This is a genomic window from Pseudomonas linyingensis, from assembly GCF_900109175.1.
GTDB classification, from domain to species: domain Bacteria; phylum Pseudomonadota; class Gammaproteobacteria; order Pseudomonadales; family Pseudomonadaceae; genus Geopseudomonas; species Geopseudomonas linyingensis.
In genome coordinates, this window is record NZ_FNZE01000005.1 from 183,316 (window position 1) to 199,786 (window position 16,471).

11 protein-coding genes and 1 pseudogene are annotated in these 16,471 nt (G+C 61.9%); 8 read left to right on the forward strand and 4 right to left on the reverse strand.

The window, feature by feature from the left end; all coding sequences use genetic code 11:
* Window positions 1–55 precede the first annotated feature (55 nt).
* Both BMZ19_RS08265 and BMZ19_RS08270 read right to left on the reverse strand, forming a co-directional pair.
* The gene (locus BMZ19_RS08265) at window positions 56–1,441 is read right to left on the reverse strand and encodes an FAD-binding oxidoreductase (RefSeq protein ID WP_090309627.1); all 1,386 of its coding nucleotides are present in this window, start codon (window positions 1,439–1,441) and stop codon (window positions 56–58) included.
* 101 nt (window positions 1,442–1,542) lie between these two features.
* Complete coding sequence (locus BMZ19_RS08270) at window positions 1,543–3,906, reverse strand: DNA polymerase II (RefSeq protein ID WP_090309630.1); 2,364 nt, start codon at window positions 3,904–3,906, stop codon at window positions 1,543–1,545.
* A gap of 312 nt (window positions 3,907–4,218) precedes the next feature.
* On the opposite strand from BMZ19_RS08270, the gene BMZ19_RS08275 reads away from it, so the two are divergent.
* The 8 genes and pseudogenes from BMZ19_RS08275 to amrS all read left to right on the forward strand — a co-directional run bounded on the left by BMZ19_RS08275 (window position 4,219) and on the right by amrS (window position 14,387).
* Complete coding sequence (locus BMZ19_RS08275) at window positions 4,219–5,502, forward strand: GTPase-associated system all-helical protein GASH (protein WP_090309632.1); 1,284 nt, start codon at window positions 4,219–4,221, stop codon at window positions 5,500–5,502.
* Window positions 5,503–5,674: 172 nt separating this feature from the next.
* Window positions 5,675–6,460: a TRAFAC clade GTPase domain-containing protein gene (locus tag BMZ19_RS08280; protein WP_090309905.1), complete on the forward strand. Its 786-nt coding sequence runs from the start codon at window positions 5,675–5,677 to the stop codon at window positions 6,458–6,460.
* A 3-nt stretch (window positions 6,461–6,463) separates the two neighbouring features.
* On the forward strand, window positions 6,464–7,303 hold the full coding sequence (locus tag BMZ19_RS08285; RefSeq protein ID WP_090309908.1) for a TRAFAC clade GTPase domain-containing protein: 840 nt from the start codon (window positions 6,464–6,466) through the stop codon (window positions 7,301–7,303).
* Between the two features lie 4 nt (window positions 7,304–7,307).
* Window positions 7,308–9,797 carry a GAP1-N1 domain-containing protein gene (locus tag BMZ19_RS08290; protein ID WP_090309635.1) on the forward strand — a complete coding sequence of 830 codons (2,490 nt, stop codon included), beginning with the start codon at window positions 7,308–7,310 and terminating at the stop codon, window positions 9,795–9,797.
* 26 nt (window positions 9,798–9,823) lie between these two features.
* Window positions 9,824–10,924 carry a caspase family protein gene (locus BMZ19_RS08295; RefSeq protein ID WP_090309639.1) on the forward strand — a complete coding sequence of 367 codons (1,101 nt, stop codon included), beginning with the start codon at window positions 9,824–9,826 and terminating at the stop codon, window positions 10,922–10,924.
* 238 nt (window positions 10,925–11,162) lie between these two features.
* Complete coding sequence (locus BMZ19_RS08300; protein ID WP_090309642.1) at window positions 11,163–11,657, forward strand: hypothetical protein; 495 nt, start codon at window positions 11,163–11,165, stop codon at window positions 11,655–11,657.
* Between the two features lie 604 nt (window positions 11,658–12,261).
* Window positions 12,262–13,120 (forward strand): annotated as a pseudogene (locus BMZ19_RS08305) (transposase).
* A 178-nt stretch (window positions 13,121–13,298) separates the two neighbouring features.
* Window positions 13,299–14,387, forward strand: coding sequence for an AmmeMemoRadiSam system radical SAM enzyme (gene amrS, locus BMZ19_RS08310; protein WP_090309645.1), 1,089 nt, complete (start codon window positions 13,299–13,301; stop codon window positions 14,385–14,387).
* Between the two features lie 64 nt (window positions 14,388–14,451).
* Here the strand turns inward: amrS and BMZ19_RS08315 are convergent, their stop codons facing one another.
* Window positions 14,452–15,015 carry a TetR/AcrR family transcriptional regulator gene (locus BMZ19_RS08315; RefSeq protein ID WP_090309648.1) on the reverse strand — a complete coding sequence of 188 codons (564 nt, stop codon included), beginning with the start codon at window positions 15,013–15,015 and terminating at the stop codon, window positions 14,452–14,454.
* A 2-nt stretch (window positions 15,016–15,017) separates the two neighbouring features.
* The gene (fabF, locus tag BMZ19_RS08320; protein WP_090309651.1) at window positions 15,018–16,307 is read right to left on the reverse strand and encodes a beta-ketoacyl-ACP synthase II; all 1,290 of its coding nucleotides are present in this window, start codon (window positions 16,305–16,307) and stop codon (window positions 15,018–15,020) included.
* Between the last annotated feature and the right edge of the window lie 164 nt (window positions 16,308–16,471).

The window sequence follows — 16,471 nt, forward strand, 5'->3', positions numbered from 1 at the left end:
CAGAGCTGGACTCAGGCGCGCCGACAGCATGACACCGGCTGGGTCGTTACCCCCTTCAATCCGGCTTGATGTTCTGGTTCATCCGGAAGAAGTTTGTCGGGTCGTACTTCTTCTTGATCTCCACCAGTCTCTTGTAGACCGTGCCATAGGCAAAGGCGATCCGGTCGCTCTCGTCCTGGGTAAGGAAGTTGATGTAGGCGCCGCCACTGGCGAAGGGCTTGGATCGGGCGAAGAACTCTCGCGCCCAAGCGATGCAGCGCTCGTCCTCGGCAGCCGAATCCCAGCGGCCATGCACGTTCATCACGTAGTTGGCGTCCCGGCTCGAGTAGGCCATCGCCTCCGGCGCCACACGGGTCGTCTGTCCGCCAATGGTGCCGATGAAGATTTCGCACTGCGGCGACGGCAGCTTGGCGGCGTATTCCATGATGACTTCCCTGGCTTCGTCACCGATGCGGGAAAAGTTGTGCGACTTCCAGTAGTTACGCGCGCCTGGGGTCAGCAGCGGGTCGAAGGCCTGCTGCCAGGCGGTATAGGGCTGTACGCCTATGTGTTCCCCGAGCACCTTGCCGAAGCCGCGCAGCGGCTGGATCAGCTTCTCACCCTCGGCGGGGCTGCCTGCATAGCACAAGGCCAGGGCGACCATCTCTTTGCCGTGGGTCTCTTCGGGAAGGAAAGGCAGGGGCGGCGCCTTGCGGATGACCATCCAGATATTGAGATCGTCCGGCATCTGCTCGGTGAAACGGGCGAAGGCGGTGATAACGGATCGGGCCTCATCGAACGGGAAGACGATCAGCCCGCTCAGCACCTCGGGGCCGACGGGATGGAGCTGGAACTCGAAGCGGGTGACGATACCGAAGTTGCCACCACCGCCGCGAAGCCCCCAGAACAGATCGGCGTTCTCGGTTTCGCTGGCGTGTAACTGGCGACCATCCGCCATCACGACATCGGCACCCAACAGATTGTCCACCGTCATGCCGTACTTGCGGCTCAACCAGCCAAAGCCTCCCCCCAGGGTCAGCCCGGCGACACCCGTGGTCGAATTGATGCCGAGTGGAGTGGCTAACCCATGGGCTAGCGCAACTGCGTCGAAATCGGCCAGGGTGCAGCCCGGTTCCACGCTTGCCCTGCGGGTTTGGGCATCGATCTCGACCCGTTTCATGGGGGAGAGATCGATCATCAGCCCGTCGTCGCAAACGGCATTGCCGGCAATGTTATGCCCGCCCCCGCGGACCGATACGAGCAAGCCGTTCTGCCGGGCGAAATCGACGGCTTGCACGACAGACTCGGGAGAGCTGCAACGGGCGATGATGGCGGGACGTCGGTCGATCATGGCGTTCCAGATCTGCCGCGCTTCGTCGTATTCCGCGTCTGCGGGAAGGAGCACGGTCCCTTGGAAGAGCGTTTTGAACTGGTCTATTGCCGCTTTCGGTAATTGCAACATGTTCGCCTCCATTTTCAGTGCCGGCGCCGGGCCGGGGGGCGACTTGGAAGTGTAGCTTCTCGATGCGGAACAACACGCCCGGACCATCGTCCAGCCCGGCTTCAGAACAGCTCCATCTGCCCATCCACCAGGCGCCGGAAGTCGCTGTTTACGAAAGGCAGGATGGCGTCCGCCACCGGCTGCAGCTGGCGCGTCACGTAGTGGTCGTAGTCGATGGGCGCCTGGCGGGCCTCCAGCGGCTCGGGGCCGGCGGTGGTGATCACGTAGCTGATCCAGCCGCCGCGCTGGTACTGCAGCGGGCGCCCGTGGCGGGCGTTGAACTCGTCGGCCAGCCGCGCCGCCTTCACATGGGGCGGCACGTTGCGCTCGTAGTCGTCCAAGCGCCGGCGCAGGCGCTTGCGGTAGATCAGCTGCTCGTCCAGCTCGCCGGCCAGGGTACGGCGCACGTAGTCGCGCACATAGTCCTCGAACGGCTGCCGCCTGAAGATGCGCTGGTACAACTCCTGCTGGAACTGCCGGGCCAGCGGCGACCAGTCGGTGCGCACCGTCTCCAGGCCCTTGAACACCATCTCCTCGCTGCCGTCGGCGCGCAGCACCAGGCCGGCGTAGCGCTTCTTGCTGCCCTCCTCGGCGCCGCGGATGGTGGGCATCAGGAAGCGCCGGTAGTGGGTCTCGTACTGCAGCTCCAGGGCACTGCCCAGGCCGAACTCGGCCGCCAGGTGCTCGCGCCACCACTGGTTGACCTGCTGCACCAGCTCGCGGCCGATGCGGTCGGCGTCCGCCTCCGCGTGCCCGCTGCCCAGCCAGACGAAGGTGGAGTCGGTGTCGCCGTAGATCACCTGGTAGCCGCGCGCCTCGATCAGCTCGCGAGTGCGGCGCATGATCTCGTGCCCGCGCATCGTGATCGAGGACGCCAGTCGCGGGTCGAAGAAGCGGCAGCCGCTCGAGCCAAGCACGCCGTAGAAGGCGTTCATGATGATCTTCAGCGCCTGCGCCAGCGGCTTGTTGCCGTCGCGCTTGGCCGCATCGCGCCCCTCCCACACCCGCGCGACCATCGCCGGCAGGCTGTGCCGGGTGCGCGAGAAGCGCGCGCCGCGAAAGCCCGGCACCGAATGCGCGTCATCTGGGTGGCGCAGCCCTTCGATCAGGCCGACCGGGTCGATCAGGAAGGTGCGGATGATCGACGGGTACAGGCTCTTGTAGTCCAGCACCAGCACCGACTCGTACAGGCCCGGGCGCGAATCCATGACGAAACCGCCGGGGCTGGCTTCCGGCAGGCGCTCGCCGAGTTTGGGCGCGACGAAGCCCAGACGGTGCATCAGCGGCAGGTAGAGGTGGGTGAAGGCCGCCACCGAGCCGCCGCTGCGGTCGGCGGCGAGGCCGGTGACCGTGGCCCGCTCAAGGAGGAACGGCAGCAGCTCGGTCTTCGCGAAGATGCGCGTCACCAGCTCGCAGTCCTTGAGGTTGTAGCGCGCCAGCGCCGGCTTGTCCTCGGCGAAGCGGCGGTCGATCTCGGCCATGCGCTGGTAGGGGTTGTCGATCGCCTTGCCCTCCCCCAGCAGCGTCTGCGCCACGTTCTCCAGGCTGAACGAGGGGAAGTTCCAGGTCGCCGAACGCAGCGCCTCGATGCCGTCGATGATCAGCCGCCCGGCGGCCTCGGCGAAGAAGTGGCCGTTGCCGCTGCCATGTTCGCGCCAGCCCATCTCCTCGCCGCCGCGCCCCAGGCGCAGCGGCACGCGCAGGCGCTGGGCGTGGTCGCGCAGCACGCGCAGGTCGAACTGCACCAGGTTCCAGCCGATGATGGCGTCGGGATCGTGTCGCGCCAGCCAGTCGTTGAGCCGCTCCAGCAGCTGCGCGCGGCTGGCGCAGTACTCCAGGTCGAAGTCCAGCCCGCGCGCGTCGCCATTGGCCGGGCCGAGCATGTAGACCTGGCGCTGGCCGCAGCCTTCCAGGCCGATGGAATACAGCTCGCCGCGGCTGTTGGTCTCGATGTCGAGGGATGCCAGGCGCAGCCGCGGGCGATAGTCCGGCGCGGGGCGCAGCTGGGCATCCAGCAGTACACCTCCGTCGCCCGGCGTGCCGCCGAAGGACACCGGCGCGGTGATGAAGCGCTCCATCAGGAAACGCTCGGGCGGACGGATGTCGGCCTCGTATACATCCACGCCGCCGGCGCGCAGGGCCTTTTCCAGACGCAGCAGCTGCGCGTACTGCCGGCAGTAGAGACCGAGCACCGGGCGGTGGTGGAAGTCGCGCAGCTCCAGCTCGCGCAGCTCGGCATCCTGCTCACCGCGCAGCAACTGCCCGGCGCGCTGGCGCTGCTCGGCGGGGACGAAGGCCACCGCCGGCTGCACGGGCACCCGCACGCGACGCGGGCCGGCATCGGTCGCCAGCCAGAACTCGACCTCGGTGCCCGCCGGCGTGTCGCGCCAGTGCCGCGTCAGCACGAAACCCAGTTGCCCTTCCACGCCGATGACCTTGAGAAAACCCTGAGAAGGGAATTCTACGTGCTCGGCGGTGGGGCGGCGAACTGGTGCTGCTGCTGATGCCCGCGGTGGAGGTAGGCGCAAGGCACATCCCGGACGGACCGGCTGACCGTATGTAGAATCGAGCTCATGCGGTCTGGGGATGTCTGGCTTCGGCCAGATGCGGTCATTAACAATCTACGAACTCAGAGGCGATTCGGCCACCTTAAGTCGGAGTTCACTCAGATAGGGACAGACCACAACGCACTCAAGTATGATTTTTCGGCATCACAGCACGGGTCGGGAGGCCATGGAATGGAGCAGGAATTTTTGTTGGAGTTTCTTGAGATTGGAGTCATCGACCTCAAGGGTGATGACACCAAACTCGAGAAGCTTCGGTCCACAGCCAAAGACCTATCCGCCATTCTTCGAAAGGCTCCCTCAAAGACCGCCAGCTTCACGATGGTGGCGGCCGACCCCAACATTGCGGCTACTGACCCAACCGTAGAGGAGGCAATGGCCGCCTTGCGCAAGCAATGGGAGACGGTTGCAAACGCTTTTTCAGGGCGGCCCGTTAGCGTCTTGCGAGCCATCTTGCTAGATGCAATCGTGCAGGCGGCTAGCTCGGACGATGCGATTGCCGTCGCCTTTGTTAACACTGCGCGCAATGCCCTGGCCCATGCCGAAACGTCCGACGAAGCCGAGATTTGGCGTGAAGCAGTTAGCGAAGTTGAGACGAAGGTCGATACGCGCGCCGAGGCTGAGTGGGCAACGCCAGAGATGATTACGGTCGATCCGTTGCAGTACTCGCCGCCAGCCCCAGTGTCTGCGGACTATGAGGCACCCATTGTCAATCAGGATGAGCTTAAGGCAAAGATCCACTCCGCCGCGGCGCCGAATCCTCATCATCCCAGTAACAATATCAATGCATGGTCGCAAGAGTTCGCAAACAAGATGAGTGTCGCCATCGCAGAGGCTTTGGATGGGATGGCCGAGGAGCTTTCGCCAACCCCCGTCGACCTCTCGGGCCCGCTGTCTACGCTGGCGAATGCCGTCACTTCTCACGTGGACAAGGCACTAACCAGCTTCAGCGGCGCGACGGCAGGTCTGCAGCGTCGCACGAACCTGCTTTGGTGGAAAGAAGCGCTGTATTCCCCGAGTGTTCATGCAAGCTACCGTGACTTACCACCATTCGAGGCCGCAGCTTTGATGGCGCTCGACCTACATGAGCAGGTGCCAACCTATTCACCAGCGAGCGTATCGGTCTTCCTGCGGGAGGCTATCCGCTGTCTGCCAGCTGATAACGGTGAACGAGACATTGCCAGTCTTGTGCACGACGCCAAGACAACTGAGTTCTTGCAGCCTTTCCGCACATTGGCTGCTCAGTACGCGCCGGTACCAGTTGGTCGAGGCCCGCTGCTGTCGTTGATTGGACACCCGCAGGCTTCAGGCGCAATCGAAGCGACGACCCTGCGCGCCCTGGCTGGCTTGGACGCTTCCATCAAGATGACCCCCTCCGACTGGGGAATATACCTATTCCGTGAGCTCCAGAGCGCACGCGCCACCAGCAGCCCTGCAAAGCGGGCCAAGAAGAGGTAAGGCGCCTATGGACAGATGCCCCCACCCCCACTGTTTTGCTGACGACAATACCACCTGCACGCTGGGCCACATCCGGCTCGATATGTGCCCCGAGTGGAAACGTGTCAGCAAGAGCGCGGTAACCGCCCCGTCTGACTCCGACCAGATGCTGCTTCCATGGAGCGGCTTGGCGATGGGTGAGTCTGACCTCAACTTCGTCAGCGGCAGGATCAAACCCATCACTGTCGGTATCGTTGGGCCGGAAAGCGCAGGTAAGACGACCATCCTGGGTGCGCTTTACCTGCTGCTGGGTCGAGGTGCACTGACTACTGACGCCAGTTCTTTCAGCAACTCTTACACACTGGCAGGTTGGGAGGCGGTGGCGACCAGTCTGCGCTGGAAGCCGGGGCAGCCCCCAAGCTTTCCACCCCACACGCCCAGCGGAGCGGCTCGAGCACCCGGCATGCTTCACCTTGGTTTTCGCCGTGGGGATGGGTCGCTGCGCGACCTGCTTTTTGCCGATGCCCCCGGTGAGTGGTTTCAGAAATGGGCGATCAACGAGCAGGCAGCTGACGCGGAAGGGGCCCGTTGGATTGCCCGCCACGCAGACGTCACGCTACTGATTGCTGACCGTCAGGCACTTGCTGGCCCCAAGATGGGGGCCGCTCGAAACGACTTTCAGCTGCTTGCTCAGCGTGCAGTGGCCGAGGCCCGCGGACGGCGCCTGGCACTCGTCTGGACGAAGGGGGACGTAGACGTGGCGCCAGCCATGGAGGCGCAGATCAGAAAAGCGGTGGCATCGGACTCATTAAGCGTCCCGGAGTTCACAGTCAGCGTGTACCCCCGTGGCGAGGTTGACGCTGCAGAAGGCTTCCGCGAGCTATTTGGCTGGATTCTTTGCAGCAAACGCGCAGGAGTGGATTTGCCCACGACAGAAACGTCTGGTCACGACCCGCTTTTTCGATTCGGGAGGAGATAGTTGGTGGCAGCTCAACACACCATCTTGTTGGTCGGCGAGTCGAACGTCGGGAAGACTCACTACGGGGCCCAGTTTTTGAAGCGGCTCATGGTCAAGGCGGGTGCGCTCAAGATGTCCGGCGCTCCAACGAACTTGGAGGCATTCACTACAGCGCTCAGTTGCCTGACTGAGGGAAAGTCGACCGACCACACCCCGGCCAGCACCTACGTCGAAAGCGTATGGCCTATTACGGACGAGGCCGGCCGCCACGCCGAACTGGTTTGGCCGGACTACGGCGGCGAACAGGTCCGCAACCTTGTCACGCAGCGCCGGATTCCGGCCGCCTGGCGCGAGCGCGTACTCGGAGCCACGGACTGGGTCTTGCTCATCAGACTGCATTCGCTTCGGTCCGAAGACGACCTGCTCTCGCGCCCGCTGCACTCATTCGCTGCGGCTGAGTCCCAGGGAGAGGCCGCCGCCGCATACGAGTTGTCAGACCAAGCAAGGACAGTGGAGCTCCTCCAAATGCTGCTCTACCTGGCGCAGTTCCACTTGGACCAGCCGCTTCGCAAGCCTCGCTTAACCATCTTGCTGAGCTGCTGGGATGAGCTTGACACGACGGAGCTTCCAGCTGACCTCCTGGCGTCTAGACTGCCGCTGCTGTGGTCGTTCGTGCGCAGCAATTGGCTCTCGCCCACTATCATTGGCCTGTCGGCCCTTGAACGCGCGCTCAGCAAGACGGATGCGGATCAGGAGTACGCAATTCGCGGCCCCGAAGAATTCGGCTACGTGGTGCTACCCGACGGAGTGAAGAACATCGACATTACCTTGCCGATTCAACGCTTGATGGCTGGCGGGAGCTGAGCAAATGCGAGTCGAGCAGGCTGTTTATGGCGAGATCCCTGGCCGTGGTCACGGACTCAGAACATCGAGTACGAATGCGCCAATAGCCGCTGTCATCGCATCAAAGCTCGACCTGCCAGATGCAGTGCCCCAAGGTGTCCAGGCTTGGTCGCCATTCGTTCGCGGCTTTCCCATCGACGACCACTACGTCCTCGCTCGCACGCTCCTGGATTCGAGCGCGTCGCGCAGTGGCATGGTGCTAACTCACGCGCTAATCGTCAGCTTGGACGATATGTGCGAGGTTGGAAGCCTGACCGCGTTGTTTGGGTGGCTGGCACCCTCGGCCACAGACTGCCCCGGTTCGGTGGCGACGCTTGAGCTTGACACTGTAGGCAGCATCCACGCGCCGGCTGCTGACCTGATCGGTACGGCCAACGCGCTGACAGCCCAAGGACTAGCTCCAGTTGTCCGACTGGGTGTAGAAGGATTCGAGCACCTCGTCGACTCACTTTGGAGGAACCTCTGGCCGGCTTTAAGACGATCCTTCGCGTTCCGGCTGAGCTTCGGTCCGAAGGACGTGGTAGAGCAACCCACTCCGACGCTTGTATGCACGCCCGAGCAGCTCCAAGCTCGCTGGACGAAGCACCACATAGTCAAGCCAGACGATCAAACCCCGAATTCTGAGTCCGCCGGAATTCTCTGTGGCCAGCGCGACGTGCAGCCAATCTTGGCGCTCGCCAAAAACCTGGGCCGTGAAGTTCATACCCTCAGAGAATTGAGCAGGCTTGAACGGCTGCACTCCCTCCTCTCTGACGGCGAAAGCTTCGATGATTTGCTGGCTGCCATACGCTTGGCTGACGGCATCTCAAGTCAGCCTACGCTCGGCGCAAGCATCAAGGGCAACCTCATCGGTCGGTTCACGACTTTGATTCCGGGCGCAGGATGCAAGCAGTTACTGCTAATGAGAAATTTGGCGCTGTCTGGCTTTGCCAACAAGCGCTTGTTGTGGTCGGCCGTTGAGCTCCTCGTCAGTAACCTCGGATTTGCGCCAGCGGACGACAGCGACTTAATGGAAATGGTCGCAGCCTCGGTTGATGAGGAACTCGCATTGCCTCCTTGGCGCTCTGCAGTGACAGCCGGCTTATCGACTGCCGCTCGTCGAGACACACCCGCCATTTCCCAAGCAATCTGGAGATGGGCCGAGCATAGCCAAGCTGCGTTCGCCGCGGCCATAGGCACCCTACCGGCTGACGCGGCAGTTGAACAGCGACTAGCGGGGGAAGTGCCCAGAAAGCTCCTCGTTGCCACCCCGGCTGCTCTGCTCTCGCCGCTGCTGAAGAAGCGCTGGCTGACCGCGTACGGCGCTGTACTAGCTTCAACGCTGCCCCCTCTCGATGCCATAGGCCAGCAACTCAAGGTGGACAAGGACCCAGACCACAGTGCTGGTTTACGGTCAGCTCTTCGGTACGCTAGCCCTCCCCAGACGTTGGAGTGCACACTTGCGCATAAGGACTTGCGATTGGTTGGGTTGTGCGCAGAACTGGCCGCTGCCCATCCTCAGATTCTGTCTAACATCAGCTGCGATGACATTACCGAGCAAGAGGTGTGGGGAGCAGGGATTGGCAAGGATTCTTCCCTGTGGAGCGCACCCAGCAATCCCATTGGTGTGCGTGACACTGTTTTAGCTCAACTCGCCGAAGGACTGCCCGTCGACACCGGCTTACTCGAAGCGCTGGCACAGACCCCCCTAGCTGACCTCAGCGCCGCTCCGGGGCGGGCGCGTCTATGGTCGCTTCTCCCCGCTTCGCAGCGTGATCGTTACCTGCAGACGACCGTAGCCGGCTGGCTAGACGTCGCCGCGAAAGGCACAGTAATGATTCCCCCTGAAGCCGCGCTTGAGCATGCAATCATGGCGAGTTTGAGCTTACAGTCCGTGCTTGAAAGATCATCAGTGACGGTTGCTGCACGCCTCTCAATCGTCAGGGCCCTTCCGTCGTTCCCCGAAGATGTGTTCATCACATGGCTGAACAACCTCTTGAGTAGCGTTCGCATTCTTTCTCAAGCGGATTCCGAGAGGCTGGGTACGCTTGTGGCATCCCGACGTTGGGAGCGTGCAGCCAAACAGCTTGCGGACCAGTTTGCCGACCATCGTTCAGATCTCAAGCCGGGGCTGCGGCTGTGCGCAGACTTGCTCAACTTTTATACGCGTTGGATGCTTGGGATCTCCAAACCAAGTGCTGCCGAGAAGTGGAACGCATTCGAGAAAGAGGCTTGTGAACTCTATCCAAGCGGCCCGGATTGCGACGAGCTCTGGTCACGCGCCGGAGGCAAGAATTCCGACCTGCCGGGACGGCTTCAAAACGGGGCAACACGTTGGCACACTGCATTGAATTCAATCCGATACGGCGGCCGACCGAATACGCATGCGCTCCTTGCAGTGATGCGCCAGGACTTCCCTTGGAACGAGAAGCTGCGCCTGTATGCCAGTGACACGGACATCGTTGGCTGGCGTTGACACTCCCACATACCCATGGTCGAAACATGAACCCGACTGGTTACCCACAAGGCCACGCCCTTCTTATCGGCGTGGCGAACTATCAGCAAATCTCCAGCCTGCCTGCTGCGATACTGAACGATGTTAATGATGTTGCCGCGACGCTCTCATCGCCGCATTACTGCGCCTATCCCCCTGCCAACGTCGTCACACTCTTAGACACAAACGCTACTCGGGCAGCAGTGCTGAAGGGGCTAGAGGAACTGGCTGCTCGGGCGGGCCCTGATGACACAGCCTGCGTATTCTTCTCCGGCCACGGCGGCATCGTAGGCAGCCCAGGTAATGAAGAAAGCGTGCTGGTCACCGTGGATAGCGATCTCGCTGACATTGAAAACACATCCATTAGCTCGAATGAGTTAGCGGTGGCACTTGCGCAGATCAAGGCGAAGCGACTGCTGGTCTTCATAGATGCCTGCCATGCTGGGGGCGCTGCAATCTCAAAGCGATTGATTGATGGCAAAGGTCACGAGCTCAAGTCTGGCTATACCCAAGACGTCCTCGCAAAGCTGGCAGTCGGGAGCGGACGTGCGCTGATGGCATCGTGTCGTGCTGATGAGGTGTCGGCCGTATTTCCCAGCGCGAGAAACAGCGTTTTCACGACTGCACTGCTGGCAGGTTTGCGCGGAGCTGCCGACAAGAGTTCCAGCGGCTTCATAAAGGTCTTTGACCTGTTTAACTACGTCTCCGAAGAGGTGCCTAAGCTGATCCCAGCCGACCAGCACCCAATTTTTAAGGCTGACAACCTTGAAGTGAACTTCGCTATCGCGCTGAGCCAGGGCGGAAAGAAGTCGCCGCACAGTCCCGAGACCACGCCAATGGTGCAAAAGGAGGTCCCTTGGTCGGTGCTAGAGAAGATCCTGGTCGAGCTCTACCCATTCGGACCGCGGGACCAAGAGGTGTGGAGCCGTGCCGGTGGTGACCTGTCCCGTCTCCAGCTTCATCCTACCGGTCAGGCTGCTTGGCATGCAGCGCTTCGCACACTTAAACAGGGCGGCGGAGGCAGGAATATCAACTTCGGCAGCTTGCTTAGTACAGCGAAGGAAGATTTTGCGAACCATCCGCAGTTGGCGATGCTGAAGATACCTTGAACACGACCGTTTGAGCATACTTGCCTGACGGACACAGCTACAGATAGCGCGGATGAATGTCCCGCATGAGTCGACTTGGACTATGCAGCAATCCGACAAGTCCTGGATTCTGTGGTAATCGTTCAGCTCATCGCCTATCCAGTCGGCGAACTTTTTAGGCGACTTGCATGCCATATATCAGTGGGGTGGGCTTAAGCCGCCCCTTAACCAAGCGCCATAGGATTACTCAGATACCCATATGAAAACGACACTGGATTACCTAAAAGATCGCTACAGCGAAGAGCAATCCAGATTTGACCACTTTGAAAACAAATGTACAAAGTTGCTAACATTTACAACAATAGTAATAGGCGTGGTGACTGCAGTTGCCGGAGCAAATAAAGGGGCTATATTTCACCCCCAATCTCCAGCAGGCTGGATTGCTCTCGCGGCATTCTTAGCAGGTGCCTTTTCTATTATTTGTGCATGGGGACACGCCTTGCTGGCGCTGCGCATTGGGGAATGCCCTGTACTTCCTCGCAGCAGAGCCGCCGCGGAGTATCTTGCTACAGTTGATGCTGACTCTCAGTCCACTTACCTCTACAACTGTCACATAGACACACTGGAACACCTTGCAGAAGTAATTGATGAGAAGTCAAGAAATATTGAATTAGCCTATCAAGAGATCTCTATTAGTGCTTGGGGGCTAGCTTTTTCTGCTGTATTAACCATGATCATGGAGATTGCAAAATGAGTGACACAGAAAAGAAAGCTCAAGATAACGCCAAAAACCCACCTCCATCGCCACCAACCACTGAATATGTAAAGAAATCTAAAGAGCCAGCAGTGAACCAGAAAAAAAGGTAGCTCAAACCTCTATTAGTCCGGCAATACAATAGGACACTTGTTCGCGTTGATTTTTTCCTTGAGCATCAATGACTTACCATGATCTGGCGCACACCTTGTTTGTGCTGTTGTATTGCCGGATTAATATCTACCGATTCAAGTCGCTCGCCTCAATTTCTTGCCGGACGTTCGCCCCCATAAACTCAGCGTTTTTTCGATCTGGATCCTGCTCCGCCCTAGCGGAGTAGATCGGCACTAGCTGGGGTGATAGCGCTGCGACACCAGTGCGCGACACTTGCAGTGCCCGCTTTTGGCCGGTTTCTGCCGGCTCCCACCGGCAGTTTCGGGCCAAGTGCCGCCGGTCATGACAGGCCGGCCTTGCCTCCAAAATCGGCGACTCACAAGCAACAATATCCTGGCCTGATCCTGCATGTTCCCCCCCGGTGTCAGGATAGTTGTCGCCTGATCGGATTCACCCAAACTGAACCTCCGGGGGCGGAAAGAGCTGTGCAATGCCGCGTTACTCTGCTGAACGAAAAGCCGCCCTGCTGAAGAAGCTGCTGCCACCGGTGAACCTGTCCGTGGCCGAGCTGGCCCGCCAGGAGGGTATCTCCGAGGTGACCCTGTATGCTTGGCGCAAACAGGCCAAGGCTGAAGGAGCCCCCGTGCCAGGAGACAAGAAATTGCCCGATGACTGGGCGGCCGAGGCCAAGTTCGCCGTCGTGCTGGAAACCGCCGCGCTCTCGGAAATCGAGCTGAGCGAATACTGCCGGCGCAAGGGGTTATATCCCGAGCAGGTGCAGGCCTGGCGGCAGGCCTGCATCACCGGCCAGCAGTCAGCAAAGGCGCAGCGCCAAACCGAGCGGGAACAGGCCAAGGCGGACAAGAAACGCATCCGCGAACTGGAGCGCGAGCTACACCGCAAGGACAAGGCGCTGGCCGAGGCCGCAGCGATCCTGGTGCTGCGAAAAAATGATGTACGACCTGGGCGTCACGCCGTCGCACAGTCGTCCGCGGGGGAGCGACGACAATCCGTACTCGGAATCGCTGTTCCGCACGCTGAAGTACTGCCCGCAGTGGCCGAAACAGGGCTTTGCCGACCTGGAGGCAGCACGCAGTTGGGTCAGGGATTTCATCCGCTGGTACAACCACGAGCACCGGCACAGCCGCATCGGTTTCGTGACGCCGGCAGAGCGCCATCGGGGCGAGGATCACAGCGTGCTGGCTCACCGCCATGCGCTGTACCAGGAAGCCCGCAACCGAATGCCGGAGCGCTGGTCAGGGACCACACGCAACTGGACACCCGCTGGGGCGGTGACACTCAACCCTGAGCGGGAGCAGGAACAGCAGCCGCTGAAAAAGGCGGCCTGAAAACACGGTCTACGCGACAACTACCTTGAAAAACGCCGTTCCTCGCATTGTTGGGGTACGCCATCAGTGGCATAGTGACAGCATGCCGGCGTGCCCGCGGCACCCTCCTGCCGCAAGCCCCTGCCCTGACCGGTAGGCTTCTTCGCGCAGACCGTTGGCACACGGTAGGAGGCTTGCGATGAATGACCTGTCCGCCCATTACCCGGGGCGCTGGTGGCACGGCCTGCCCGATGGCCGGATCCAGTGTGATCTCTGCCCGCGTGACTGCAAGCTGCGCGACGGCCAGCGTGGCGCCTGCTTCGTGCGCATGCGCGAAGGCGAGCAGGTGGTGCTGACCACCTACGGCCGCTCTTCCGGCTTCTGCATCGACCCCATCGAGAAGAAGCCGCTCAACCACTTCCTCCCCGGATCGGTGGTGCTGTCCTTCGGTACGGCCGGCTGCAACCTGGCCTGCAAGTTTTGCCAGAACTGGGATATCAGCAAATCGCGGGACATGGACCGTCTGATGGATCAGGCCAGCCCGCAGCAGATCGCCCTGGCGGCGGAGAATTCGGGCTGTGCCAGCGTGGCCTTCACCTACAACGATCCGGTGATCTTCGCCGAATACGCCATCGATACGGCTATCGCTTGCCGGGCGCGCGGCATCCGCACGGTGGCGGTGACCTCCGGCTACATCCACGCCGAACCGCGCCGCGAATTCTTCGCGGTGATGGACGCGGCGAATGTCGACCTCAAGGCCTTCACCGACGACTTCTACTTCAAGCTCACCGGCGCGCATCTGCAGCCAGTGCTGGATACCCTGATCTATCTGCACCACGAAACCGACGTCTGGACGGAGATCACCACCCTGCTGATTCCGGACTACAACGATTCGGACTGGGAGATCGAGGCCCTGTGCGCCTGGGTATTCAGGGAGCTGGGGCCGGATGTGCCGCTGCACTTCACCGCCTTCCACCCCGACTTCAAGATGCTCGAAACCCCTCGCACGCCGCTGGCGACACTCAGGCGCGCCCGGCAGATCGCCCTGGCGCAGGGCCTGCACTATGTCTACACGGGCAATGTGCACGATCCCGAGGGCGGCACGACCTTCTGTCCGGGCTGCGGCGCGCCTCTGATCGAGCGTGACTGGCACCGCATCCGGCACTACCGGCTGAGCGCCGAGGGTCGCTGCCCGCAGTGCCACACCGCCATCGCCGGGCGCTTCGACCAGCATGCCGGCACGTTCGGCCAGCGGCGGATTCCGCTAAGGATGAATCCTCAGCCCTGAGCGGATGGGGGCCTATCGATGGGGAGTCTCGGCAGCTGTGGCAATCGTATCGGGTGCCCCCATCTCACGCATAGGCCTGGACGAACAGCTCCACGGCGGCGCTGACGCGCGATTCGTTCACCGCCATGAGGTTGCGGCAATCGATGCTGCCGACCGCCAGCAACAGGAACTGAATGGCCGCCTGCCCAGGGTCGGTGCAGCGGGTGGATCGGGATAGGGCCTTTTCCAGATAGGCCTGATACGGACGATGGCGTTGTCGCCAGCGCTTGTGCGGTATCCGGTTGGATCGCAGCAGTATATGGGTGAGCGCCTGAGAGGCTGGATGCTCGCTTTGCTGCAGCAGTTCACGTGCAACTTTCTGCAAACAGACGCGCAACCCGCCCTTCGTTGGGCATGACAACTTCGGCTCCGGCAGCGCCTCCAGCCAGTAGTCGATGACCGCGTGGAAAAGTTGCTCCTTGTCGCCGAAGTGCGCATACAGGGTGCCCTTCGTCACGCCCGCGGAATCGGCGATGGCCTGCATGTTCGCCAGGTCGTAGCCGAACGCTGTGAACACGTCGCTCGCCGCCCACAGCATCTCTCGCCGGCGCTTGTCCCGGCACGCGCCTTTCTGCTCGGGTTGGCTCATGCTCAGGGCTCCCAGCGATGGAACAACAGGCTGGCGTTGACGCCGCCAAAGCCGAAACCGTTCGACAGGGCGTAGCGGATCGGCATGTGCCGGGCGCTCAGAGCCACCAGGTCGAGCCCGTCGGCCGCCTCGTCGGGGTTGAGGAGGTTCAGCGTGGGCGGGACGACCTGATCACGTAGCGCCAGGACGGTGAAGATGGCCTCGACCCCGCCTGCGGCTCCGAGCAGATGCCCGGTGCTGGACTTGGTCGAGGTGATCGCCACACCCGATCCGCTGCCGAACACCGAGCGGATGGCGGCCAGCTCGCCACGGTCACCCACCGGCGTGGAGGTCGCATGGGCGTTGATGTGCTGCACCTCGCTCGCCTCGATACCGGCCTGGCGCAACGCCAGTTCCATGGCGCGGCGCGCGCCGTCGCCGTTCTCCGGGCCGGCGGTCAGGTGGTAGGCATCGGCGCTGGTGCCGTAGCCGACCAGTTCCGCCAGCGGTTGGGCGCCGCGGGCCAGCGCATGTTCCAGCGATTCGATCACCAGCAGGCCGGCGCCCTCGGCCATGACGAAGCCATCGCGGTCACGGTCGAACGGGCGCGACGCTTCATGGGGGCGGTCGTTGAATCCACTGGACAGGGCACGCGCGGCGGCGAAGCTGCCGAGCGTGACACGATGGATCGCGGCTTCGGTCCCACCGCATACGGCGATATCCGCTTCGCCACTACGGATCAGTCGGGCCGCATCGCCGATGGCTTGTGCGCCGGCCGCGCAGGCGGTCACCGGCGCCCCGAGCGGCCCTCTGAAACCGTGCCGGATGGATACATGCCCGGCGGCCATATTGGCCAGGAACGAAGGTGCGGTGAATGGCGAAAGCCGCCGCGGACCGCGTTGGTCCGTGGTGCGTACCGCCTCGGCGATGGCGCCGAACCCGCCGACACCGGAGGCGATGATGGTCGCGGTGCGCTGCCGCTGCGCCTCGTCTGTCGGCTGCCAGCCAGCCTGTGCCAGGGCTTCCTCGGCGGCAACCAGGGCGAACTCGATGAAGCGATCCATCTTCTTGCGTTCCTTAACGGCGATGGTTCGCTCCGGGTCGTAGCCGGCCTGGCTGTCCTCTTCCCGCGAGGGTACCTGCCCGCCCACCGCGCAGCCGGTACCTTCAGTCAGATCGGCAGACAAAGTGCGGATGCCTGACTGTCCTGCCAACAAACGGGACCAGACCGCCTCGCTGCCACAGCCCAACGGGCTGACCACACCGGTTCCCGTGACTACGATCCGTACGCTGTTTTCTCTATGGGTTGCCATATCTCGCTCCTGGAAAAGCTTGGGGAGGAAAAGCCGGAACTCTCTCAGCCGATGCCGAAGGTTTTGCGCACCCCCGCATCGACCGGACCAGCCGGCATGAAGCGGCGCAACTTGCTCAGCAGGGAGGCTTCGCCCTTGGGCATGCGCCGACGACAACAGTGGAA

Bases quoted from the DNA above. Each gene is read 5' to 3' on its own strand.
- BMZ19_RS08265 (WP_090309627.1), bottom strand. From the start codon at position 1,441: ATGTTGCAATTACCGAAAGCGGCAATAGACCAGTTCAAAACGCTCTTC.
- BMZ19_RS08275 (WP_090309632.1), top strand. From the start codon at position 4,219: ATGGAGCAGGAATTTTTGTTGGAGTTTCTTGAGATTGGAGTCATCGAC.
- BMZ19_RS08280 (WP_090309905.1), top strand. From the start codon at position 5,675: ATGGGTGAGTCTGACCTCAACTTCGTCAGCGGCAGGATCAAACCCATC.
- BMZ19_RS08290 (WP_090309635.1), top strand. From the start codon at position 7,308: ATGCGAGTCGAGCAGGCTGTTTATGGCGAGATCCCTGGCCGTGGTCAC.
- BMZ19_RS08295 (WP_090309639.1), top strand. From the start codon at position 9,824: ATGAACCCGACTGGTTACCCACAAGGCCACGCCCTTCTTATCGGCGTG.
- BMZ19_RS08300 (WP_090309642.1), top strand. From the start codon at position 11,163: ATGAAAACGACACTGGATTACCTAAAAGATCGCTACAGCGAAGAGCAA.
- amrS (WP_090309645.1), top strand. From the start codon at position 13,299: ATGAATGACCTGTCCGCCCATTACCCGGGGCGCTGGTGGCACGGCCTG.
- BMZ19_RS08315 (WP_090309648.1), bottom strand. From the start codon at position 15,015: ATGAGCCAACCCGAGCAGAAAGGCGCGTGCCGGGACAAGCGCCGGCGA.
- fabF (WP_090309651.1), bottom strand. From the start codon at position 16,307: ATGGCAACCCATAGAGAAAACAGCGTACGGATCGTAGTCACGGGAACC.